Source organism: Pseudomonadales bacterium (assembly GCA_024234215.1).
Lineage (GTDB): Bacteria > Pseudomonadota > Gammaproteobacteria > Pseudomonadales > UBA5862 > JACKOQ01.
Genome location: JACKOQ010000003.1, coordinates 242,472 through 264,166 on the forward strand (window position 1 = coordinate 242,472; position 21,695 = coordinate 264,166).

Here is a 21,695-nt window from a genome sequence, read left to right on the forward strand (position 1 = left end):
ACGGCGGCGCTGCTGTCGCACCCCCACCTCCACCCGGGCAACCCACGGAAAAACCGATGAAAGTGATGATTCGCAAGAGTTCCTCGGGCCAGTTGTCGGCCTATGTGCCCAAAAAGGATCTGGAAGAGCCGATCGTGGCCATGGAGAAACCCGACCTGTGGGGCGGCACCGTCACGCTCGCCAATGGCTGGCGACTGCTGCTGCCGGCCCTGGCGGCGGAGACGACCCTGCCACTCACCGTCGATGCCAGGCGCATGGACGATGCGTGAAGCGGTGCTGACCATGGAACTGCTGGCCGAACTGGAAGGCTGGCTGTCGTCGCCCGATCTGACCCGCCAGCAGTTGCCGGCATTGCGTCAATCGCTGGCGGGCATCGGTCTGCACAGCTGCGATGCGGCCGATGTCGACGAGGCACCCTTTCGCGACTACCCCAACTGCGCGCTGCATCTGCTCGACACCCGCAACCACTGCGTGCAGATCACCCGCGATCCCGCCCGTGCCACCGCACTGCTGCTGGCCATGCGCCGACCCGGTGCCCAACGATGAGCGCATTCGAGATTCCGCTCTCCGATCCCGATCTGACGCAGCTCGAACTCGATGCCGTGATCGATCTGCTCAAATCGACGCGCATCTCATCCGGACCGGTTGTTGAGGCTTTCGAAGCCGCCTTCGCCACCTATCTGGGACGGCGCCACGCCATCGCGGTGGCCAGCGGCACCGCGGGTCTGTGGCTGCTGCTGCGAGCCTGCGAAATCGGCCCGGGTGACGAAGTGGTCGCCTCGGCGTTCGGCTGGCAGCCGCTGGCCCATGCCATCGCCCTGAGCGGCGCCCGCCCGCTCTTTGCCGATGTCGACTACTGGTCGGGAACCATGTCGCCCGAGAAGGCCGCTGCCGCCATCACACCCGCCAGTCGCGCGCTGCTGGTCGGCAACAGCAATGGCCATCCCGCCGATTGGGACGCCTTCACCCGGCTGGCGCAACAGCATCGACTGCTGCTGATCGAGGACTCCAGCGAAGCCATCGGCTCACGCCGCGGTGGGCGGCTGGTCGGCAGTTTCGGAGCCTGCGCGCTGTTCGACTTCTCTCAGCCCGGTGCGCTGGTCTGCGGCGAAGGCGGCATGGTGGTGACCGATGACAGCGCACTCGCGGCCCGTCTGCGCACCCTGCGCAGTCGCCATCCCGCCGACCGTCACTCGGTGGTCAGCGCTGGCCTGCCCTGCGCACAGCTGGCCATGAGCGACCTCACGGCCGCGCTTGGTCTGGCGCAACTGTCGCGACTGCCGGCCATTCTCGAGCGTCGGCGGCAGGTCGAGGCGTTCTACCGTGAGCAGATCCTCTCTTTCGAAGGGATCAAACCACCCTATCAGGCACCCGATGTCGAAGAGGTGCACTGGTTTCTCTATCTGGTCCACCTCGGCACCCGCTTCAGCCGTTCGAGCCGCGACGCCATCGTCGATGACCTGCACACCGAGGCGATCGAAGCCTATCCCTACTGCCAGCCACTGCACCGCCAGCGCGCCTATCTGCCGGCCGGCACCGCCGTCTCGCGGCTGCCGGTCACCGAAAAACTGGCCGACCGCGCCCTGGCGCTGCCATTCCACGCCCATCTGGACGAAGAGCAGGTGGCGTTCATCGTCGCCACCCTCAAGGATGCCTCGATCAACGTGGGCGCCGGCACCACCATCTATCTATGACCCCGCGATCAACAGGAGATCGACCATGCCCATCATCACCGTCAGGCCCTCCGGAAACAGCTTCGAAGCCAGCCCCGGCACCAGTCTGCTGAGTGCACTGCTCGCCGCCGGCGAGGCCATCGAACACAAGTGCGAGGGCGACGCCAAATGTGGCTCGTGCCACCTGTTCGTGCACGAAGGCCGCAAGAGCCTCTCCAAAATTGCCCGCATCGAGAACGAACGGCTCGACACCCTGATCGGTATCGGCTCCAAATCGCGCCTGGCCTGCCAGGCCCTGCTCGGAGAGGAGGATGTCACGGTCGAACTGCTCGGCTTCGCCTCCGGCTTCTGAAGCGACCTCGTTGACTCCTCAGGCAACCCATCCCCACCCAGACCGGAGATCACCCCGATGAACAGCAGCGACCAGATGATCCATGTCCGTTTCGCGCCGGATGGCTCGGTGATTCAGATCGGCGCCTGTCCGGCCGGCCTCACGCTGCAACAGTGGTTCAACCTGCTGAGCAACCAGGCCGGATTCCACTACCAGTCACTGTCAGGCGGACGGGGGCTGTTCCGGCTGCCACCGGAGTTGCTGGAGCGGTTGTCGACAAAACCGGTCGAGGTGGCCTGATGGACCCGGTCTTGGCGAAAATCACCACCTGTGCGGCCGCCGGCCAGTTGGTGCCCTACCTGGGTGCCGGCCTCATTGACCTGGTCGAAGCCGCGGCCGTACCGCCCGCCTCATCGGCCACGCTGGTCAAAAAACTGACCGAACGGGTCAGCGTGCCGCCCAGAAGCCGCAACAACCTGACTGGCGCCGCGCAGTTCATCGAGAACTTCAAGCACCGCAAGACCCTGCGCGGCTTGATGAGCGACACCTTCGCCCCACGGCCCGCCCCGCCGCCGCTCTGCCACTGGCTGGCCAGTCTGCCCCGGCTGCCGCTGCTGGTCAGTGCCTGGTATGACGACCTGATGGCGCAGGCATTGGCGGCCACCGGGCGCAACTGGGGCGCGGTGCAGGGGGTCAGCCAGGCCGAACAGTTCGGCGAATGGGTCAACTACTTTCAGGCCGATGGCAGCCCGGCCAGCGCCGGGCAGGCCCACGACTGGCCCACCCTGCTCTACCAGCCGCTCGGCAGCATTGCGCCCGCCGCCAACTTTCTGGTCTCCGACTCAGACTTCGTCGAGGTGCTGACCGAAATCGACATCCAGACGCCGATTCCCGATGAAGTGAAGCTGCGCCGCGACGGCCGCCAGTTCCTCTTTCTCGGCTGCCGCTTCGACGATCAACTGAGCCGCACCTTCGCCCGGCAGATTCTCAAACGCTCCTCGCATCAGCACTGGGCCGTGCTGCCAGGCAGACTCACCCGCAACGAGGCGCGCTTTCTCGCCGAGGTCGACATCGAACGCATCGACCTGCCCCTGGCCGACTTTGCCGCGCTGTTGACCGGCAGCAGCGCAGAGAGTGCAAGGTTGAGCGCCGTGACCTGAATGGCGCAGACTCCCTCACTGCGAACAGCGCCTGTGCGATTTTGGCCGGTGATCCGCCTGTCGGGCCGGCTCATTTTGCGAGCACCGCTGCCACGCGCTTGCGAAGCGCGGGGAGAACTTCACACTCGAACCAGGGGTTCCGGCGCAACCAGAGGGTGTTTCGCGGACTGGGATGCGGCAGCGGAACCCGGTGGGGCCAATGGGTGTGCCATGACCTGAATATCGTTCAGGTAGCCAGAGGACAGGCGAGCATTGACCCGGCGATCCTTGATTGCGGTGGCACGCGCGGCAGCCTTGAATCTGGTAAGTTCCGCTTTCGTTACGACAGACTTGAGTTAGCCTTTCTCGAAGGCGCCCAACACTTTGAGTTCGTATTCATCAATTTTCGGCATCGGGTTCACCTTGATTCAAACAGTCCCGAAACGACACCAAGTAGGCGTAGTTGTCGCACGAAACGACAAGAACGCGCTGCCTTGGATATTTCGACTGGTTCGGGTGGGCCAGGATGTCCAGTAACGCGCAAGCGGTTTCCACTGGCGTCATCGAACGGCAGGCCCGTGGCATGAGCCTTTCTGCCCGGCGCCTGCCCGGCAATCAGAACTCTGGCCTTCGGATGCAACTGAAGTATCGGCCGAGGCCCCAGCGGCAAGTGCGCCGCGCAGCGGGTGCATGCTCGAACCTCATCAAGCAGGGACGAAAAGGCGCTCATGGTCACGACCTCCCGCAACAAGCCAACGAAGCTGTAAAGCATCATTCCGCCGCGCCTGCCTGCTCCGGTGGCCGGCGAACGGTGCGGCTTGTTTGGCATCGACCCGACAGCAAAAACAGGGTCGGACTGAGCATCCCGGGATTGATGAACACTTTTAAGGTCGACACTGCCTGTGAAGGTGTCAGTGGCAGGGTGGGCAAAGCGCAGCGTGCCCACTGAGAAAACGCGCGTCATCGCGCGAATCGGGTTGCGAATCGTTGAACCCGCGTGGGCACGACCTGAAGGCCTTTGCCCACCCTGAAAATCGCTGAAGCGAGGCAAACCCGATGTCGCGCCAGCGGAAAACCGGAGACACTGTTTTTCGGCATCTGGCTTGAGAACCTGGCCAAGAAGCGTGGTCTTTCCCCGGTTTTCGCTCGGCAATGCTGGAAGAAAACGGGGAGATTGGCGTCCGTCATGGCATCACCCCTGCTGCGGGGCATCACAGCGCTACTCGTCTTGTTGAGCACGAATTCGCCCGTCGCGGATCGCCTTGATGAAGGCGCGGTAGTCGCTCATGTTCTGATCGGCATACTCTACTGCGAACTCGCCGATCGCGTCATCGAAGGCCTGCCCGGCGCCCATGTAGCCGGCGAGCATCGCCGCATCGCCGGAGCAGGCGTGTGCGCGTGCCAGCGCATGTGCGCACATGCGCCCGTAGTGGCGCAACGCTTCCGTATCCCAGTCCTCGATGACCGCAGACACTTTCACTTCGCGGGCTGCCGGATATAGGCGTCCTGTCCGGTCAGCAGGTGCGTCCAGCCGAGAAACACATCGCTCGCCGACTGCATGATGCGTTGGCCAACCACCACGCGCTCGCCATGATTGGCGTGCAGACTCTTGTCGGCATAGGGCTCCAGCACCGAGGCGCGCGCCTCTTTCACCTGCAGGAACAGCGGATCGTCGTCCGCCGCCATGAACAGACAGATGCCACACAAGGTGCCGACGCTGCCCACGCCAACGACCTTGACGGCGTAGTCGAAAAAGCGATACCGGCCGAACAGGGTCTGAACATGCTCCGGCAGACTCTTGCTGTAGACGGCGACCGCCTCCACCGCCCCACCCGCCAGCCCCGGCGCCTGCTCCGGCGTGGGATGAAAGATCAGCGGCGGCTCGTCCTGATCGCGGGCCTTGTGCCTTCCTGCGACACCAGCTTCGGGTACAGGAAATCGGGCTCCGTCTTGCGCTGGGCTTCCTCGATGTTTTCGGTGACGCGTTTGCGAAGCTCCTTCTGCAGATCCGGATCGGTTGCCCGCTCGATGAAGCGTTCCGCGTCGATCCGGTCATACCAGACGTCGAGCGCGCGCATCGACGCGTAATCGGCCATCCGCTCGCGGTATTCGCAGGCCACATCGATGGCAACGCGCGCCGCATCGCTGTCGGGCAGACGCAGATGCTGCGCGGCGATCACCACGCTCGCGGTCAGGCGTTTCAAATCCCATTCGAACGGCGCCGGCAGGGTTTCGTCCAGGTCATTGATGTCGAAGATGATGTTGCGCTCGGGCGTCGCGAAACCGCCGAAGTTCATCAAATGCGCGTCGCCGCACGCCTGCACCCGGAGCCCACTGGTCGGCGTCGTGGAGAGATCCGCGGCCATCAGCGCCGCCGAGCCTCGGTAGAAGGCGAATGGCGAAGCGGACATGCGGCCGTAGCGGATTGGAATGAGGTTCTCCAGCCGACCGGCACTGGATTCACTGGATGATCTCGACCGGATCCCGGCGATTCTTTGGCGGCTTCCATCCCGCCTGCGAGGTCCTCGGCACCACATCGCGCAGCGCCTTGCCCTTGGCGCGACGCTCGTCAGCGGACAGATAGGGCGCCTCGTTTCGAGCCGCGGTTTTGCGCTGACTGGGCTTGGACATCTTCACTCCTGTCTGTCTAGCAGTTTGTTGAAATACTTATGAATTTTAGTTTTCTGAACTGGGCGTGCGCTGAAAAATCGGGGTTCCGGATACCGAAAACGCCCTTTCGGATCAATTTCTTTTGCTTGCTCTTCGATATATTCGAGCAAGCCCTTGAGAAGGTCACGTGGTGAATTCATCTTCTCTTCTTTTTGGAGAAATGCTGAGTCAAATTCTAACGTGCAATATACACTTGTGAAGGCGTATATCTATTTCAAAAAAGGCGCATATCACTTTTTGCTCTTCACAACAGCTTGATTCAAAAAGATTCGCTCTCACGAAAGCCCCCTCCCTGCCACAGACGGCACCCCGAGGCACCGCTCTTTGAAATGGCCCGCTCGAGCGCGCGGACGCGGTTGGCCAGACTTTACGACATCGCACCCGAAAACAGAATGTGCGATGACCGAAGTCGGCGGATTCTGCCGCGCTTCAGCGCCTTGGGAAATCGCTTTCGCGGTCGACGCCCCACTGGGCTTCGTGTTCGCTCTGCTGACGCAGCAGGGTGCGGGCGATGACGAACAGCAGGTCGGAGAGCCGGTTGAGGTAGATGCGGCTGGCAGGGTTGAGGGGCGATTGACGGTCGAGATGGATCAGCCGCCGTTCGGCGCGGCGGCAGACGGTGCGGGCCAGATGGGCGGTCGCGGCGCTGCGGTTGCCACCGGGCAGCACGAAGTTGCGCAGCGGCGGCAGGGCGTCGTTCAGCACGCTCTGGGCCTCTTCGAGCATGGCGACATATTCGCCCTTTAGACGCTGGCTGCCCGGCAGGGCCAGTTCGCCGCCCAGGTCGAACAGTTGCTGCTGCACCTCTTCGAGCAGCCGGTTGATGATGTCGCCGGGTTCGATCTCGGTGCGCAGCAGGCCGATGCAGGCGTTGAGTTCATCGACGGTGCCGATGGCTTCGATGCGGGCATCGTCCTTGGGCAGACGCTGGCCGTCGGCCAGACTGGTCTCGCCACCATCGCCGCCCTTGGTGGTGATGGTGGTCAGGCGGTAGCTCATGCACTGTCTCGCTGCTGGGGGTTGAGGGGGATCATCCGCTCGCCACTTTCGGAACCACGCATCAGGCCACCTTGCGTTTTTTGCGGGTGGCGGTGGCAGGTTTGGCGCTGTCGCGTTTCTGGCCGCTGGACGCAACCCACTTGCCATTCTGATAACGCGCCTGCCAGCCGGTGGCCTTGTCGTCGGCCTCGCTGCTGAGGTAGAGGGCGCCCTCCTTGCGGCTGAAGCGGATGAAGGTGTCGTTGCCCTGGTCGTCGGTCAGCGGCGCGCTGAGCAGGTGGGCATATTTGGGGTCGAGCTGATCGGCATGGGGCAGCAGTTCCCTGACCCGCGGTGCCCGGGTCTCGCGGTGTTTGGGAAACTGGCTGGCGGCCAGAAACAGGCCGGCGGCACCGTCGCGCAGCACGTAATGGTCGTTGACCTTGGCGCAGCGCAGTTCGGGCATCGGAATCGGGGCGCTCTTGGGCGGAGCCGCCTGACCACTCTTCAGCAGCTTGCGGGTGTTGCTGCAATCCGCCGCGGTGCAGGCGAAGAATTTGCCGAAGCGGCCGCTCTTCAGTTGCATCGATTCGCCGCATTTGTCGCAGGCGATCGAGGGGCCGTCATAGCCCTTGAGCTTGTAGCTGCCCCGTTCGATCTCGTAGCCGGCGCAGTCGGGGTTGTTGCCGCAGACGTGCAGTTTCTGGCTGGCGTCGACCAGGTAGCTCTCCATCGCGGTGCCGCAGAGCGGGCAGCGGTGGCGGGCGCGCAACTGGCGCGATTCGGCTTCGTCGTCTGCATCGGCCAGAATCGCCTCTTCGCCCGGCAGCAAGTTGAGGGTCTCCTTGCACTGTTCGGCCGCCGGCAGCGCAAAGCCTGAGCAACCGAGAAAGATGCCGGTCTTGCCGGAGCGGATCAGCATCGGCCGTGCGCAACGCGGACAGGGGATGTCGGTGGCGGTCGGCTGGTTGCCGCGCATCCCCCCTTGCGGCCGCTCGGCCAGCCGCAGCTTGCTGCTGAAGTCGTCGTAGAAGGTGTCGAGCACGGCCTTCCACTCCACCTGACCGGCGGCCACTTCGTCGAGCTGCTGTTCGAGCTGCGCGGTGAAGCCGTAGTCCATCAACTGGGTGAAGCATTCGGCCAGCCGGTCGGTCACCAGTTCGCCCATCTTTTCGGCATGGAAGCGGCGCTGGTCGAGCCGCACGTAGCCACGCTCCTGGATGGTCGAGATGATGGCGGCATAGGTCGAGGGGCGGCCGATGCCGCGCTTCTCCAGCTCCCGCACCAGGGTCGCTTCGCTGTAGCGGGCCGGCGGCTTGGTGAAGTGCTGCGCCGGTTTGAGCTGTTGCAGGTCGAGTCTGGCGCCCTCCTTCAGGTCGGGCAGTTCACGGTCATCCTCGCCCTTGGCCAGTGCCGGCAGCACCTTGAGAAAGCCATCGAACAGCATGACCCGGCCGCGCGCGCGCAGTTCGTGGTCGCCTGCCTCGACCACCAGCGTGGTGGAGGTGAAGCGCGCCGGCGCCATCTGGCAGGCGACGAACTGCCGCCAGATCAGTTCGTAAAGCCGCTGCTGATCCGGCTCCAGTCCGGCGATCTTGCCGGGTTTCGCCCGCACGTCAGTCGGACGGATCGCCTCGTGCGCCTCCTGCGCGCCGCTGCGGCTGGCATAGCCCTGTGGCTGCGGCGGCAGGTAGGTGGCGCCGAATTCGCTTTTGATCAGTTCGCGACAGCTCGCCACCGCCTCGGCGCTGAGGTTGGTCGAGTCGGTGCGCATGTAGGTGATGTAGCCGGCCTCGTAGAGCCGCTGCGCCAGGGTCATGGTCTTCTTCACGCCGAAGCCGAGACGGGTGCTGGCCGCCTGTTGCAGCGTGGAGGTGATGAAGGGCGCACCGGGTCGGGACTGGGTCGGCTTGTCTTCGCGCTGGCGCAGGATGAACTCGGCGCCTTGCAGGGCAGCCATCGCCTTGCGGGTGGTGGCTTCATCACCCGGCTGAAATTTTTTATCGCCCTCTTTGGCGACCTGGAACCAGACCGGCGTGTGGCCCTTGCCGAGCAGTTCGGCATCGAGCGTCCAGTACTCCTCGGGCAGAAAGGCGCGAATCTCCCGTTCGCGCTCGACCACCAGCTTGACGGCCACCGACTGCACCCGCCCGGCCGACAGGCCACGGGTGATCTTGCTCCACAGCAGCGGCGAGAGCATGTAGCCCACCACCCGGTCGAGAAAACGGCGCGCCTGCTGGGCATTGACCCGGTTGAGGTCGAGCGTGCCGGGGCTGTCGAAGGCGTCGCGGATGGCGCGCTGGGTGATCTCGTTGAACACCACCCGCCGATAGCGGGCCGGATCGCCGCCGATCGCCTGCATCAGGTGCCAGGCGATCGCCTCACCCTCGCGGTCGAGGTCGGTGGCGAGGTAGATGGTGTCGGCCTCGGCGGCCAGGTGGCGCAGCTCATCGACCACCTTCTCCTTGCCCGGCAGAATCTCGTAGCGCGCCTGCCAGCCCTGCTCCGGATCGACCCCCATGCGGCGCACCAGCGGGCTGACCACGGGCGTTTTGTCGTCGGCCGCTGCCTTGGTCTTGCCACGCTTCGCGCCGCGCTCCTTGCTCGCCTCGCCACCACTGACCGGCAGGTCACGGATGTGGCCAACGCTCGATTTGACGATGAACTCCCGTCCCAGATATTTGTTGATCGTCTTGGCCTTGGCCGGTGATTCGACGATCACCAGGGATCTGCCCATACCGTTGTAACCTTGTGTTCGATTGAAAAAGGATGAATAGGGTCCGCTGGCCCGGGTGCAGTCACAGGCCAGCGCGCTTTTTATTATAGAAAGTATCGAACCACCGGCTGTCAAGGCATCTTCACCGCTGCGGCGGTTGCCAAGGCGGTGCCTGCCCTTTAAGTTAGCCGGCAAATCCGCAGACCACACTCAGCACCGCGCTTCACGCCAAGGCAGGTTCCCTTCGATGAGCTACCGCGACCTTCACCGACAGTCGATCACCCATCCCGAGCAGTTCTGGGGTGACCGTGCCCATGAGATCAGCTGGTACCGCGCCCCCACCACACTGCTGGGCCAGGATGAGCATGGCATCGACCGCTGGTTTGTCGATGGCGAGCTCAACAGCTGTTACCTGGCGGTCGACTTTCACATCGAGCAGGGCCGCGGCGAGCAGACGGCGCTGATCTACGACTCGCCGGTCACCGGTAGCCAGGCGCGTTACAGCTTCCATCAACTGCGCGACCGCGTCGCGAAGGTCGCCGGATTTCTGCAGGATCTGGGCGTCGCTCAGGGCGACCGGGTGGTGATCTACATGCCGATGGTGCCCGAAGCGGTGATCGCCATGCTGGCCAGCGCCCGGCTCGGCGCCATCCATTCGGTGGTGTTCGGCGGTTTTGCGCCACGCGAGCTGGCATTGCGCATCGACGATGCCAAGCCCAGGGTGCTGCTCAGCGCCTCCTGCGGCATCGAGGTCGACCGGGTCATTCCCTACAAACCGCTGCTCGACGAGGCGCTGCGCCTGAGCCAGCACCGCCCGCAGCACTGTGTCATTCTGCAGCGGCCCCAGCACCCGGCCACGCTGCTGCCGGGCCGCGACCACGACTGGCACAGCCTCGAAAGCACGGCCGAAGCCGCCGAGCCGGTGCCGGTTCGTGCCACCGATCCGCTCTACATTCTCTACACCTCCGGCACCACCGGTCGCCCCAAAGGGGTGGTGCGCGACAACGGCGGCCATGCCGTGGCCCTCAAATACAGCATGCGGGCGATCTACGACTGCGGCATCGGCGACACCTTCTGGGCCGCCTCGGATGTCGGCTGGGTGGTGGGCCACTCCTACATCGTCTACGGGCCGCTGTTTGCCGGTTGCACCACCCTGCTCTACGAAGGCAAGCCGGTGCGCACGCCCGACGCCGGCGCCTTCTGGCGGGTGATCGCCGAGCATCAGGTGCGGGCCTTCTTCACCGCACCCACCGCAATGCGCGCGATCAAGAAGGAGGATCCCGAAGGCCATCTGCTGGCCCGGCACGACATCGGCTGCCTCAAGCAGCTGTTTCTGGCCGGCGAGCGGCTCGATCCACCCACCTACCACTGGCTGCGCAGGCTGCTGCCGGTGCCGGTGATCGACCACTGGTGGCAGACCGAGACCGGCTGGGCGATTGCCGGCAATCCGACCGGCATCGAGATGCAGCCGAGCAAACCAGGCTCGGCCACCCTGCCGATGCCAGGCTTCGATGTGCGCATCCTCGATGCCGCCGGGACGCCACTGCCCGCGGGCCAGCAGGGCAGTGTCGTCATCCGGCAGCCGCTGCCACCCGGCTGTCTGCCTACGCTGTGGGGCGACCATCCACGCTTCGTCGCCGCCTATCTGGCCCCCTACCCCGGTTACTATCTCAGCGGCGATGGTGGTTATTTCGACGAAGAGGGCCACCTGTTCATCATGGGTCGCACCGACGATGTGATCAATGTCGCCGGCCACCGGCTCTCGACCGGCGAGATGGAGGAGGTGATCGCCGCCCATCCGGCCGTGGCCGAGTGCGCCGTGGTGGCGACCAAGGATGAGCTGAAGGGCCAGTTGCCACTGGCGCTGGTGGTGATGAAGGATGGCGCCGAGATCGAGCCCGAGGCACTGGAGCAGGCACTGGTCGCAACGGTGCGCCAGCAGATCGGTCCGATCGCCTGCTTTCGCCGCGCGCTGGTGGTGAAGCGGCTGCCCAAGACCCGCTCCGGCAAGATATTGCGCAACGTGCTGCGGCAGATCGCCGACCACGAGCCCTACCCGATGCCAGCCACCATCGACGACCCGAAGGTGCTGGATGAGATCGGTGAACTGCTGGGCAATGGGCAGCAGAGCAGCGACAGCACCGTCCATCCATGAAGGTTTGCAGACCCCATTCTCGCTGACTGATTTCACCACGGGAGTTGAATGCAATGAAAAAATTGACCCTGGCCGGCACTACCCTGACGGCCCTGCTGCTCGCACCGCTCGGCCATGCCGCCACCACCTTGGCGGTGATGGATTTCTCTTTTAGCCATGAGCTGCCCTCCCCTGCCACGGCAGCCAATGCGCTGTCGATCCGCTTCTCCTATTCGGTGCAACCCGGCGGCCTGACCGATGTCGACAGCCTGATCTTCGACGCCCTGAGCTTCGACGGCAGTGCCGCCGGCACTGTCCACACGCTGACCGACAATGCCGACGATGCCAACTATTCGAACTTTCTCGGCTATCTGCTGAGCCCGGCAATCGATGACATCCGGGTCGATGTCATCGGCAACCAGGGCGGAGGCATCGGCATCGTGGGTCCGGAATCCTCGCTGCTGCGCACCGCCCAGGGCGCTCCCTTCAGCGGGCTGCCCGCCAACAGCCTGATTTCGGCACTGCAACTCTCGATCAGCCAGATCGACATCGATCCGTCCGCCAGCTCCGGGGCGTTCAACTGGGCGGTCACCGGCCAGTTGCGGGTCCTGGGTGAAGTGGCACCGGTGCCGCTGCCGGGGGCTGCCCCCCTGTTTGGTGCCGCAGCCCTGCTGACGCTGGCGGTGTCGGCCCGCCGTCACAGAGCCAGACCAGTGCCGTTCGAGCATTCCTGATCGGCCGAACCGATGAGTCCGGCCATCGAGTTTCCCGACCGCGAAACGCGCGCCCGGCTGCGCAGCGAGGTGCTCGATGCCATTGCGCTGCACCGCGCGCGCCATCCACTGCAGCAGCAGATCGAAGCAGCCGAGCCGGCGCGGCAGCGCGCCTATCTGGCGCTGCACGAGGCCTGCCGCGAGGAGCGGCTGGCGGCGCAGCTCGACGCCCTCGATCCGGCGACTCGCGCCTGGTTGCAGCAGATCGCGGCCATCCATGCCAGCACTGACGGCTGGAACTGCCCGCCGTTCACCTCGATCGAAAGTCCGTTCATCATCGAAACCGCCAGCACCCGCTACCACGCGGCAAGCGCCATCGACGCGCTGGCGATGCCGGCGCTTCTTGGGTGCGACGGCACGCTGCATGGCCACTGCCGGCAGTGTGGCGTGGGGCTCAGCCACCGTATCAACCGCCAGGGCGGGCTCGATGAGCTGGCCATTCGCCAGCTCGGTGTGATCACCGACCCTGCCGACAGCGCGGCGGTCCCGGACACCCGACGGCCACCGAGCTGGCTGATCTGTGCCGACTGCCCGCCACCCGATACAGTGATCCGCCTGCCGCTGCCGCCCGCCTCGACCATCGGCAATGCCTTCTACGGCTTCATCGGCCGGCTGCGGTGCGCCCTGCACAACCCCTGACAACCCAACCGCGAGGTTCCTTCGATGCCGCCACATGTGACCATTCATCAACGTTTCGTCGGCCCACCCGGCATGGGCAATGGCGGCTATGTCGCCGGTGCGGTGGCGGCATTCATCGAGGGTCCGGCACGGATCAAACTGGCCAGACCGACCCCCCTCGACCGCCCGCTGCCGATCGTGCGCACCCCCAGTGGCGGCGCACTGTTGCAGGATCAGGGCGAGACGCTGGTCGAGGGTGAACCGACCCAGTTGACGCTGAGTGTTCCCGCCCCCCCTGACTTCGCCACCGCCCGGCGGCTGATGGCCGATTCGGTGGCACTGCAACGCCCGGTGCATCCGATCTGCTTCGTCTGCAGTGCGCAGCGTGGCGAAAACGATGGCCTGCGGATTCATCCGGGACGGGTGGACGACACGATGATGGTGGCCGCCGCTTGGACGCCCGATGCATCACTGGCCGATGCCAGCGGCCTGATCGATCCGATCTTTCTGTGGTCGGCGCTCGACTGCCCGGGTGCCTACGCCTTCATGATCGACCGCAAGCCCGGTTTTCTCGGCACCCTCAGCGGATCGATCGAAGGGGAGATCAGACCCGGCGAGGAGTGTGTGGTGATCGGCTGGCAGATCGGCAGCTCCGGGCGCAAGCTGCTGGCCGGCAGCGCCATCTTCAACGCCGCCAACCAGCTCTGCGGCCGCGCCGAAGCGATCTGGATCGAGGCGGGCTGAGGCAAGGTGATTCCGGACGCGGCAGGGCACCGCGTCCGCAACGGCGTCAGGCCGATACCGGCCGCAGGCGACCAGCCGCGCGGGCAACGAGCCACTGCAGCAGCACGGCAATGGCGACATAGAAGAACAGGTCGAACAGCTCTGACGGCAGATAGGTCAGCAGCCGCTGCCCGAACACTGCCAGCGAGGTTTCACCAAACCGTCCCCCCAGAAAGTAGAAGCTGCCACCCGACCAGAGCTCACAGACCACCCCCGCCAACGTCAGGCTGCCCAGCAAGGGCAGTGGCTTTATGGCGTGCAGATGACGCTGTCCATACCAGCGCCCGGCCAGCCAGAGCGTGCCATAGGCCGGCAGCAGAAAGAGGTAGGCCGGTGTGACACAAAAGCTGCTGACCCCACCCCAGGTGATGGCCACATAGTCGAGCAGCGCTGCCTCGGCCAGCAGCCCGACCACTGCCCAGCGCGGCGTCAGGTAGAGACCGGCCAGAAAGAAGACCGCCCAGGAGGCGCTCGGCAGCGTCTCGAGGCTGGCAAAGTGCTGGCTGCGGGTGGCCGCCATCAGCAGTGCCAGTGTCAGCCCGATCAGCCATTGGGTCGCTGCTGAGTAACGGAGTGTGTTGTCTGTCATCGGAACTCTCCAACGGCCCACGGCAGGCCGGTTCAGGGTTGATAGCGCAGGGTCAGAAACCAAGTCTGACCGGGCTGATTATAGAACTTCGCGGTCTCGTAGTCGTGGGCCAGCAGGTTGGCAATTCGCCCCTGCAGCCGCCACGCCTTGGCAAACAGCCACTCGGCACGCAGATCGACGGTGCCGTAGCCGCCCAGCTCCCGGCTGTTGCTGGCGTTGTCGTAGCGCCGCCCCGCGCCATTGAGTGTGACGCCGAACCGGTAGGCACCCAGTGCACGGTCGGCATCGAGCCGAACCATCTGCCGCGCCCGCCGTGGCAGGATGTTGCCCTCGTTGGCACCGGAAGTGCGATTTTCCGGCTGTTGCAATGTCAGCGTGCTGTTCAGTTCCCAGTCGGCCAGTTCACCGCCCAGGGTCGCTTCGACGCCGCGAATGCGGGCCTCCTCGATGTTGACCGGTCTGCTCTGGTTGAAATCGAACAGGATCAGCTCGTCGATCTGGGTGTCGAACAGGTTGAGCGACCACCTGCCCCAGCTCGGCTGGCTACCAAGACCAATCTCACTGCTGGCAGACTCCTCCGGCTTCAGATCAGGATTGCTGTAACCGGGATAGTAGAGGTCATTGAAGTTGGCCGCCTTGAACGCCGTGCCATGGCTGGCGAACAGCCGCACGCCGTTGGCAAAGCCATAGCCCCAGGCCGCGGTGGCGGTGTCATGGTGGCCATACTGTTCGTTGTCGTCGCGGCGCAGACTCAGTTGCAGGTCATGGGCACCCCACCGCCCCTGATACTGGCCGAACAGGCCCTCGTTGCGGCGTGAAGTCTGGTCATAGAGGGTGGTGCTGTCGATCCGGTCCTGCTGCCAGTCGACGCCCAGCGTCAGCAGTTGCCCGGGATGCAGCGTCAGATCGTTCTGCCATGACCCGCTGTCGCGCAGCGTGTCGAAGCGGGTCTGAAAGGTCTGCCCACTGTAATTGTCCGACTCATCGCGGCTGCGCCCGGCGCGCAGCGTGACCAGCCAGGGCTCCAGCGGCGCAAAACGCAGCGAGCCGCCCACCACCTGCTCGACGACTTCGGAACGGTTGTAGAAACCATCATATTCGTTTTCGCCGACTGCCTGCAGCCAGTGGCCATCCAGTTCGGCGCCATTGGCAAAGCGGTGCCCGGCCCGCAACGCGGCCGATTCGTTGTGGTAGCCATCCTTGTCCGGTTCCACCGTAAAGCAGCCCTGGCTGCTGTAGCAGGCGTTGTCGCCACTGTTGCCGAAACCGTTGGCGTTGAGGCTGAACCAGCTCGCATCACTGCCGCCAGAAACGCCGGCGGATGCCTGATAACCGCCCTGCGAACCGGCACCCAGTGCCACTGTGGGTTTGATCGGCCCGCGGCCCTTGCGGGTGAAGATCTGCACCACGCCACCGATCGCCTCGGAACCGTAGAGGCTGGAACGCGGACCCCGGACGATCTCGATGCGTTCGATCTGCTCCACCGGCAGATCCTGGAAGGCCGTCATGCCGGTGGTCGCCGAGCCGACCTTCACGCCATCGACCAGCACCAGCAGATGGTCCGGTTCGGTGCCACGCAGCGACAGCGTGGTGAGCTGGCCAACGCCGCCACTGTTGGAGAGCGAGACGCCCGGCATACCGGTCAGCAGCTCCTGCAGCGACCGCGGCTGCTGGCGCTCGATCTGCGCGCGATCGATGACGGTCACTGCGGCCAGAGAGGCATCGACGGTGCGGGCGGTTCGTGTTGGTGTGATCACCAGCGACATCGGCGGCGGCGCGGCGGCAGCTTCAACGGCCACCAGCGTCGACAGTGTCAACAGGGTTTTGAGTCTGAATGCATTCATTGGAGGTTCCCTTCGCGCACACCCGCGCGCTTTTTGAAAAAAGTGCTCGGCCGCAAAGGGAAAACCGGACGCAGGGCACGCCCACCGGCGCACCGCCCACTGCCGCGCATCGCCCTCCGCGATTGCCGTACCTGAGCAACTGGCCGGTCTCCGGGCTTGCGAGTGGATTGCTCCCGGTGCCGCGCCTTCCCAGGTCGAACCCAGTGGCATCGTGCGGCACCTCGACTCGCTTACCGTTGCGGGGGCAGCGCCGGACTGGTCACCTCGTGACGAGGGACGCACCGGCTTCCCGTTTAATCCCGCCGGCGAATGCCGTTGGGACACCAGAAGCGCGGCGGATATTAGGTATCCGATCCGTCGGTGTCAAACCCACGCATGGCGAGCCGCAACCGAATCAGTTAAGCTTTTCAGCGCGGCAGCAGTTGCAAAAAAAAACGCATCACTCCTTCCATTCCCGATCGCACCCCTGGATTCATGAAGCAATTTTTTTATCCTGAAACGGCGGCCCGCGCACTGCTGCTGCTCTTTTTGTGCATCACCAGCGTCACGGCCGCACCCACACCGGTCGCCCTCCTCGACTACAAGGGGGAGTTCAGCGACATCGCCGAAGAGGTGCTGATACACCTGCAGCAGAACCATTACCGGCATGTCGACATCGATGACCAGCTCTCCAGCAAGCTGCTCGACCGCTATCTGAAACTGCTCGATCCAACACGGAGCCATTTTCTGACCCGTGACATCGAGGAATTCGAGACGGTGCGCAAACTGCTCGATGACGGCCTGCGCACCGGCAATGTCGAACCGGCCTTTCACATCTACAACCGCTTCCAGCAACGGCTGGCCGAACGGCTCACCTATTCGCTCGACCTGCTCGAAAAGCAGCCACAGACGCTGGATCTGACGCAAGACGAGCGCCTCGATCTCGACCGCGAACAGGCCCCCTGGCCGCGGGACAGCGCCGCGCAGCAGCAGCTGTGGCGCCGGCAGCTCAAGAACAGCCTGATCACGCTGCGGCTGGCCGACGACCATGAAGATCCGGCCAAGGCCAACCAGGTGCTGATCAAGCGCTTTCACAACCAGCTCAGCCGCCTGCAGCAGACCGGCAGCCGCGATGTGTTCCAGCTCTACATGGATGCGTTGACCAGCAACTTCGACCCGCACACCCAGTACTTCTCCCCTCGGCTGTCGGAGAACTTCCAGATCAACATGAGCCTCTCGCTCGAAGGCATCGGCGCCGTACTCAGCTCGGAGGATGAGGAGATCAAGATCGTCCGGCTGGTGCCGAAGGGTCCGGCCGACAAATCGGGGCAGTTGCACAGCGGCGACCGGATCATCGCGGTGGGTCAGGGTGCCGAGGGTGAGCTGGTCGACATCGTCGGCTGGCGGCTGGATGACGTGGTCGAGAAGATTCGCGGCAAGAAGGGCACGCAGGTGCGTCTGAAGGTGATCCCGCATGACCGCACCGAGGGTGGCAGCAAGATCGTCACCATCGAGCGCAACGAGGTCAAGCTCGAAGAGCAGGCGGCCCAGTCGAAAATCTTCCCGGTCGACCAGAACGGCAGCCAGACCCGCATCGGCGTCATCACCCTGCCCGCCTTCTATGCCGATTTCGAGGCCCAGCGCCGTGGCGATCGCAACTACAAGAGCACCACCCGCGATGTGGCCAGGCTGCTTGGCGAACTCAAGGCCGCCAAGGTCGACGGCATCGTGCTCGATCTGCGCAACAACGGCGGCGGCTCGCTGCAGGAGGTCAACTCACTGATCGGCCTGTTCATCCAGCAGGGCCCCACCGTCCAGGTGCGACTCAACAATGGCCGCACCGAATTGCAGGGCGATCCTGACCCGCGCATCTTCTACAGCGGTCCGCTGGCGGTGCTGGTCAACCGCCTGAGCGCCTCGGCCTCGGAGATCTTCGCCGGCGCCATACAGGATTATCAGCGCGGACTGGTCATTGGCGAACAGACCTTCGGCAAGGGCACGGTGCAGTCCCTGATCGACCTCAACGAGGGGCAGATCAAGATCACCACCGCCAAGTTCTACCGCATCTCGGGGCAGAGCACCCAGAACCGCGGCGTGACCCCTGACATCAGCTTTCCAAGCCTGGTCGACACCAAGGAGATCGGCGAAAGCGCCCTGCCCGATGCACTGCCGTGGGACACCATCGCCGCGACCCCCTTTCGCATCTTCGAGGATCACCAGCGCCTGTTGCCGCTGCTGCGCACCAACCATGCTCAGCGCAGCGACCAGAACCCGGAGTTCATCTATCTGATCAGGCGGGCCGAACTGCAAAAACGGCTGCGTGATCAGAAAGAGCTCTCACTGAACGAAAAAACGCGTGACAGTGAACGTGAGAAGATCGAACGTGAACGGCTCGATCTGGAGAATCAACTGCGTGCCAGCCGCGGTGAGGCGCCGCTCAGCTCGGTGACCCAGATCGCCAAGAGCGAAGAGAAGGATGAGCTCAACCCCGATCCGGGCAAGGATCCGCTCATCGTCGAGAGCGGCCACATTCTGGTCGACTACATGGCGCTCGACAAACAGCAACACCTGGTCAGGCAGGATGGCTCAGCGCAAGATCAGCGGTAACACGCCCGCAGCCCTGCCGACCTGGCTTCAGCGATAGCGGCGCGCCAACTGCTCCGCCGGCGTGCCGCGCCAATAGGCCCAGCGCAGCCGCCACATCAGCAGAATCGTCCGCCATGGGCCCTTGCCGTGCCAGCGGCGGCCCGAGGTGAGCACCCGGTTGCGCAGACAGGCAGGGCGCGAGCGCCGCTTGAGTCGCCGGGAGAGTTCGATGTCCTCCATCAGCGGCTGGTCGGGAAAGCCACCGACCGCATCAAAGACCGCCCGGGTGACGAAGATCGCCTGGTCGCCGGTGGCGATGCCGGAGCAGCGCGAGCGCCAGTTCATCATTCGCGCCACCACCCACAGCAGGCAGGAGCGACCCGAAAGGGTGACATCGAAGCGGCCCCAGCAGGCAGTGCCAGCCGCCAGCGCCTGCTCGATCGACTGGATGGCTTGCGCCGGCAGGCGGGTGTCGGCATGCAGAAACAGCAGGGTGTCGCCACGGGCCAGCGCCGCGCCGGCGTTCATCTGCCGGGCGCGCCCGCGCGCAGAGCGGACCAGGGTGAAACCGGCCGCCTCGACCATCCCGGCGGAGCCATCGTCACTGCCGCCATCGACCAGGATCACCTCGACACCCTGCCGTTGCAGCGGCGCCAGCTCATCCAGCAACCGGGGCAACCGCTGCGCCTCGTTCAGAATCGGCACGATGATGCAGAGCCGCATCAGCCACCCCGCCGCCAGCGGTGGTAACGCGCCGCCCAGGCCAGCAGCCGCTGCGGCGCATGGGCCTGTCGCCACTGCCCGGCGACATACTTGTTGGCTTCGGCCAGCGTCGGATAGATGTGCAGGGTGCCCAGCAGCGCGTTCAAACCCACCCCCTGCTGCATCGCCAGCACGAACTCGGCGATCAGCTCGGCAGCCTGCTCACCAACGATGGTGACACCGAGGATGCGGTCTCTCCCGGGCACCGTCAGCACCTTGACGAAGCCCCGTCTCTTGTCATCGATGATGGCACGGTCCAGCTCGGCCAGTTCATAACGGGTGACCTCGTAGGGCACCCCCTGGGCCCTGGCCTCCTGCTCGTTGAGCCCGACACGCGCCAGCTCCGGATCGACGAAGGTGGCGCGCGGCAGCACCGAGTGATCGACGCGGAAGCGCCAGAACTGGCCAAAGAGCGCATTGACGGCGGCATACCAGGCCTGATGCGCGGCTGCGTGGGTGAACTGCCAGGGCCCCACCAGGTCGCCGGCGGCCAGGATGTTGGGGTAGAGGGTCTCGAGGTAGTCATTGGTCTGCACCCTGCGGTCGGTCGCGATGCCCAGCTCTTCCAGACCATAACCGGTCAGCCGGGCAACACGGCCGACCGCGCAGATCAGTGCATCGAATTCGATGCGTCTCGTCTGTTGCTCTGCATCGGCGACCACGATGAACTTGCGCTCGCCGTCGCGCTCGCACCGCAGTGCCAGATGGCCGGTGAGCAGGATCACACCCTCCTGTCCGAGCGCATCCTGCAGCAGCAGGGCAACCTCTTCATCCTCCTGCTGCAGGATGCGCTCGGAGCGCTCGATCTGGGTCACCTCCGCCCCCAGCCGGGCAAGGCTCTGCGCCAGCTCACAGCCGATCGGACCGCCGCCCAGCACCACGATCCGTCCAGGCAGCACATCGAGCGTGGCGAACTGCGCCCACAGGGTGTCGCTGGTGAGATAACCCACCTCCTCCAGCCCCGGCAACGGCGGCACCAGTGGCTGGGCACCGGTGGCGAGCACGATGCTGCGTGCGGTCAGCCGCCGCTCGCCCCCCTGCTTCATTGCCACCGCAACCGTCCACGGATCGACCAGGCGGGCCCGGCCTTCGAGCACCTCGACGCCCAGCCCGGTGTAGCGCTCGATGCTGTCATGCGGTTCGATCTGCCGAATCACCGCCTGCACCCGCGCCATCACCCTGCGAAAGTCGACCACTGGCTCGCCCACCACCAGCCCCTGTCTTGGCGCATGGCGGATGGCATGGGCCAGACGGGCCACTTCGATCAGCGCCTTGCTCGGCACGCAGCCATGGTTGAGGCAGTCGCCCCCCATCTTATGCGCTTCGATCAGGGTCACCCTCGCCTTCACCGTCGCAGCGATGTACGCAGTGACCAGACCCGCCGCACCACCACCGATCACCAGCAGATTGCGGTCGAAACGGCGGGGTCGGCGCCAGCGGGCATACACACGCCGTCGCTGCCAAGTCTGCAACAGCCGCTTGCTCAGCAGCGGAAAAAACCCGAGCAGTGCCAACGACAGCAGCAGCGCAGGCGAGAAGATGCCAGACAGATCAGTGAGCTGGGCCAACTGGGTGCCGGCGTTCACATAGACCAGCGTGCCCGCCACCATGCCGAGCTGACTGACCCAGTAGAAGGTCCAGCTGCCGATTGGCGTCAACCCCATCAGCAGGTTGATGATGAAGAACGGAAAGATCGGCACCAGCCGCAGCGTGAAGAGATAGAGGGCGCCATCGCGGGCCATTCCAGCATTGATCGCCTGCAGCCGATTGCCGAAGCGTCGCTGCACGGCATCATGCAGCAGGTAGCGCGCGGTCATGAAGGCCAGGGTCGCACCCAGACTGGAGGCGAAGGAGACGATCACGAAGCCCCAGCCCAGGCCGAACAGCGCCCCCGCCGCCAGCGTCATGATGGCCGCGCCGGGCAGCGACAGCGCCGTCACCAGCAGGTAGAGCACGAAGAACAGCAGCGCGCTGCGGAACGGCTCGGCGGCACGCCATGCCATGAGCTGACCGAGACTCTCCTTGAGCTGATCGAAGGTCAACTGGCGGTGCAGCCCGAGCGCGAAGAACAGCATGACCAGCCCCAGCAGTCCGACCGCAATCGCGCCTTTTCGCATCGA

At 64.8% G+C, this 21,695-nt stretch carries 18 protein-coding genes, 1 pseudogene and 1 riboswitch; of the genes and pseudogenes, 12 read left to right on the forward strand and 7 right to left on the reverse strand.

Annotation, left to right across the window (positions count from 1 at the left end; all coding sequences use genetic code 11):
* Positions 1-56: 56 nt before the first annotated feature.
* The 7 genes from nifT (at position 57) to H7A13_07900 (ending at position 4,092) form a co-directional block, all read left to right on the forward strand.
* Positions 57-269, forward strand: coding sequence for a putative nitrogen fixation protein NifT (nifT, locus tag H7A13_07870; protein MCP5333260.1), 213 nt, complete (start codon positions 57-59; stop codon positions 267-269).
* A complete protein-coding gene (locus tag H7A13_07875) occupies positions 262-546 on the forward strand; it encodes a hypothetical protein (protein ID MCP5333261.1) in 285 nt (94 codons plus the stop codon). Before nifT ends, H7A13_07875 begins: the two co-directional genes overlap by 8 nt.
* Positions 543-1,694, forward strand: a complete 1,152-nt coding sequence (locus H7A13_07880; GenBank protein MCP5333262.1) for a DegT/DnrJ/EryC1/StrS family aminotransferase — start codon at positions 543-545, stop codon at positions 1,692-1,694. Before H7A13_07875 ends, H7A13_07880 begins: the two co-directional genes overlap by 4 nt.
* Before the next feature lie 25 nt (positions 1,695-1,719).
* A complete protein-coding gene (locus tag H7A13_07885; protein MCP5333263.1) occupies positions 1,720-2,025 on the forward strand; it encodes a 2Fe-2S iron-sulfur cluster binding domain-containing protein in 306 nt (101 codons plus the stop codon).
* Positions 2,026-2,082: 57 nt separating this feature from the next.
* Positions 2,083-2,304, forward strand: coding sequence for a hypothetical protein (locus H7A13_07890; GenBank protein ID MCP5333264.1), 222 nt, complete (start codon positions 2,083-2,085; stop codon positions 2,302-2,304).
* Entirely contained in the window at positions 2,304-3,164 is an 861-nt protein-coding gene (locus H7A13_07895; protein MCP5333265.1) for an SIR2 family protein, read from the forward strand. Before H7A13_07890 ends, H7A13_07895 begins: the two co-directional genes overlap by 1 nt.
* A 505-nt stretch (positions 3,165-3,669) precedes the next feature.
* Positions 3,670-4,092 carry a hypothetical protein gene (locus H7A13_07900; protein ID MCP5333266.1) on the forward strand — a complete coding sequence of 141 codons (423 nt, stop codon included), beginning with the start codon at positions 3,670-3,672 and terminating at the stop codon, positions 4,090-4,092.
* 270 nt (positions 4,093-4,362) lie between these two features.
* Here H7A13_07900 and H7A13_07905 read toward each other — a convergent pair.
* The 3 genes and pseudogenes from H7A13_07905 to topA form a co-directional block, all read right to left on the reverse strand.
* Positions 4,363-5,774 (reverse strand): annotated as a pseudogene (locus H7A13_07905) (DUF2252 domain-containing protein).
* Between the two features lie 468 nt (positions 5,775-6,242).
* Positions 6,243-6,812, reverse strand: coding sequence for a cob(I)yrinic acid a,c-diamide adenosyltransferase (locus tag H7A13_07910; protein ID MCP5333267.1), 570 nt, complete (start codon positions 6,810-6,812; stop codon positions 6,243-6,245).
* 61 nt (positions 6,813-6,873) lie between these two features.
* Positions 6,874-9,528, reverse strand: a complete 2,655-nt coding sequence (topA, locus tag H7A13_07915) for a type I DNA topoisomerase (protein MCP5333268.1) — start codon at positions 9,526-9,528, stop codon at positions 6,874-6,876.
* A gap of 226 nt (positions 9,529-9,754) precedes the next feature.
* Here topA and H7A13_07920 point away from each other — a divergent pair, with 226 nt between their 5' ends.
* Genes H7A13_07920 through H7A13_07935 form a run of 4 tightly spaced genes read left to right on the forward strand, consistent with a single transcriptional unit; the run spans position 9,755 to position 13,776 of the window.
* A complete protein-coding gene (locus H7A13_07920) occupies positions 9,755-11,662 on the forward strand; it encodes a propionyl-CoA synthetase (GenBank protein MCP5333269.1) in 1,908 nt (635 codons plus the stop codon).
* A gap of 53 nt (positions 11,663-11,715) precedes the next feature.
* Positions 11,716-12,375, forward strand: a complete 660-nt coding sequence (locus H7A13_07925; protein ID MCP5333270.1) for a hypothetical protein — start codon at positions 11,716-11,718, stop codon at positions 12,373-12,375.
* Between the two features lie 12 nt (positions 12,376-12,387).
* Complete coding sequence (locus H7A13_07930; protein ID MCP5333271.1) at positions 12,388-13,053, forward strand: hypothetical protein; 666 nt, start codon at positions 12,388-12,390, stop codon at positions 13,051-13,053.
* A gap of 24 nt (positions 13,054-13,077) precedes the next feature.
* Positions 13,078-13,776, forward strand: a complete 699-nt coding sequence (locus tag H7A13_07935) for a hypothetical protein (GenBank protein ID MCP5333272.1) — start codon at positions 13,078-13,080, stop codon at positions 13,774-13,776.
* Positions 13,777-13,822: 46 nt separating this feature from the next.
* Here H7A13_07935 and H7A13_07940 read toward each other — a convergent pair whose 3' ends face one another.
* Together H7A13_07940 and btuB are read right to left on the reverse strand one after the other, a co-directional pair.
* Positions 13,823-14,404, reverse strand: coding sequence for a hypothetical protein (locus tag H7A13_07940; protein ID MCP5333273.1), 582 nt, complete (start codon positions 14,402-14,404; stop codon positions 13,823-13,825).
* 32 nt (positions 14,405-14,436) lie between these two features.
* A complete protein-coding gene (gene btuB / locus H7A13_07945) occupies positions 14,437-16,248 on the reverse strand; it encodes a TonB-dependent vitamin B12 receptor (GenBank protein ID MCP5333274.1) in 1,812 nt (603 codons plus the stop codon).
* Between the two features lie 123 nt (positions 16,249-16,371).
* Positions 16,372-16,591, reverse strand: a riboswitch (cobalamin riboswitch).
* A 131-nt stretch (positions 16,592-16,722) separates the two neighbouring features.
* Here btuB and H7A13_07950 point away from each other — a divergent pair.
* Positions 16,723-18,834, forward strand: a complete 2,112-nt coding sequence (locus H7A13_07950) for a carboxy terminal-processing peptidase (protein MCP5333275.1) — start codon at positions 16,723-16,725, stop codon at positions 18,832-18,834.
* Positions 18,835-18,861: 27 nt separating this feature from the next.
* On the opposite strand, the gene H7A13_07955 is transcribed toward H7A13_07950, so the two are convergent.
* Together H7A13_07955 and H7A13_07960 are read right to left on the reverse strand one after the other, a co-directional pair.
* Complete coding sequence (locus tag H7A13_07955; protein MCP5333276.1) at positions 18,862-19,536, reverse strand: TIGR04283 family arsenosugar biosynthesis glycosyltransferase; 675 nt, start codon at positions 19,534-19,536, stop codon at positions 18,862-18,864.
* The gene (locus H7A13_07960; GenBank protein MCP5333277.1) at positions 19,536-21,692 is read right to left on the reverse strand and encodes an FAD-dependent oxidoreductase; all 2,157 of its coding nucleotides are present in this window, start codon (positions 21,690-21,692) and stop codon (positions 19,536-19,538) included. Before H7A13_07960 ends, H7A13_07955 begins: the two co-directional genes overlap by 1 nt.
* Positions 21,693-21,695 lie beyond the last annotated feature (3 nt).

Coding starts and splice junctions, on each gene's coding strand:
- nifT (MCP5333260.1), top strand. CDS start 57: ATGAAAGTGATGATTCGCAAGAGTTCCTCGGGCCAGTTGTCGGCCTAT.
- H7A13_07875 (MCP5333261.1), top strand. CDS start 262: ATGCGTGAAGCGGTGCTGACCATGGAACTGCTGGCCGAACTGGAAGGC.
- H7A13_07880 (MCP5333262.1), top strand. CDS start 543: ATGAGCGCATTCGAGATTCCGCTCTCCGATCCCGATCTGACGCAGCTC.
- H7A13_07885 (MCP5333263.1), top strand. CDS start 1,720: ATGCCCATCATCACCGTCAGGCCCTCCGGAAACAGCTTCGAAGCCAGC.
- H7A13_07890 (MCP5333264.1), top strand. CDS start 2,083: ATGAACAGCAGCGACCAGATGATCCATGTCCGTTTCGCGCCGGATGGC.
- H7A13_07895 (MCP5333265.1), top strand. CDS start 2,304: ATGGACCCGGTCTTGGCGAAAATCACCACCTGTGCGGCCGCCGGCCAG.
- H7A13_07900 (MCP5333266.1), top strand. CDS start 3,670: ATGTCCAGTAACGCGCAAGCGGTTTCCACTGGCGTCATCGAACGGCAG.
- H7A13_07910 (MCP5333267.1), bottom strand. CDS start 6,812: ATGAGCTACCGCCTGACCACCATCACCACCAAGGGCGGCGATGGTGGC.
- topA (MCP5333268.1), bottom strand. CDS start 9,528: ATGGGCAGATCCCTGGTGATCGTCGAATCACCGGCCAAGGCCAAGACG.
- H7A13_07920 (MCP5333269.1), top strand. CDS start 9,755: ATGAGCTACCGCGACCTTCACCGACAGTCGATCACCCATCCCGAGCAG.
- H7A13_07925 (MCP5333270.1), top strand. CDS start 11,716: ATGAAAAAATTGACCCTGGCCGGCACTACCCTGACGGCCCTGCTGCTC.
- H7A13_07930 (MCP5333271.1), top strand. CDS start 12,388: ATGAGTCCGGCCATCGAGTTTCCCGACCGCGAAACGCGCGCCCGGCTG.
- H7A13_07935 (MCP5333272.1), top strand. CDS start 13,078: ATGCCGCCACATGTGACCATTCATCAACGTTTCGTCGGCCCACCCGGC.
- H7A13_07940 (MCP5333273.1), bottom strand. CDS start 14,404: ATGACAGACAACACACTCCGTTACTCAGCAGCGACCCAATGGCTGATC.
- btuB (MCP5333274.1), bottom strand. CDS start 16,248: ATGAATGCATTCAGACTCAAAACCCTGTTGACACTGTCGACGCTGGTG.
- H7A13_07950 (MCP5333275.1), top strand. CDS start 16,723: ATGAAGCAATTTTTTTATCCTGAAACGGCGGCCCGCGCACTGCTGCTG.
- H7A13_07955 (MCP5333276.1), bottom strand. CDS start 19,536: ATGCGGCTCTGCATCATCGTGCCGATTCTGAACGAGGCGCAGCGGTTG.
- H7A13_07960 (MCP5333277.1), bottom strand. CDS start 21,692: ATGCGAAAAGGCGCGATTGCGGTCGGACTGCTGGGGCTGGTCATGCTG.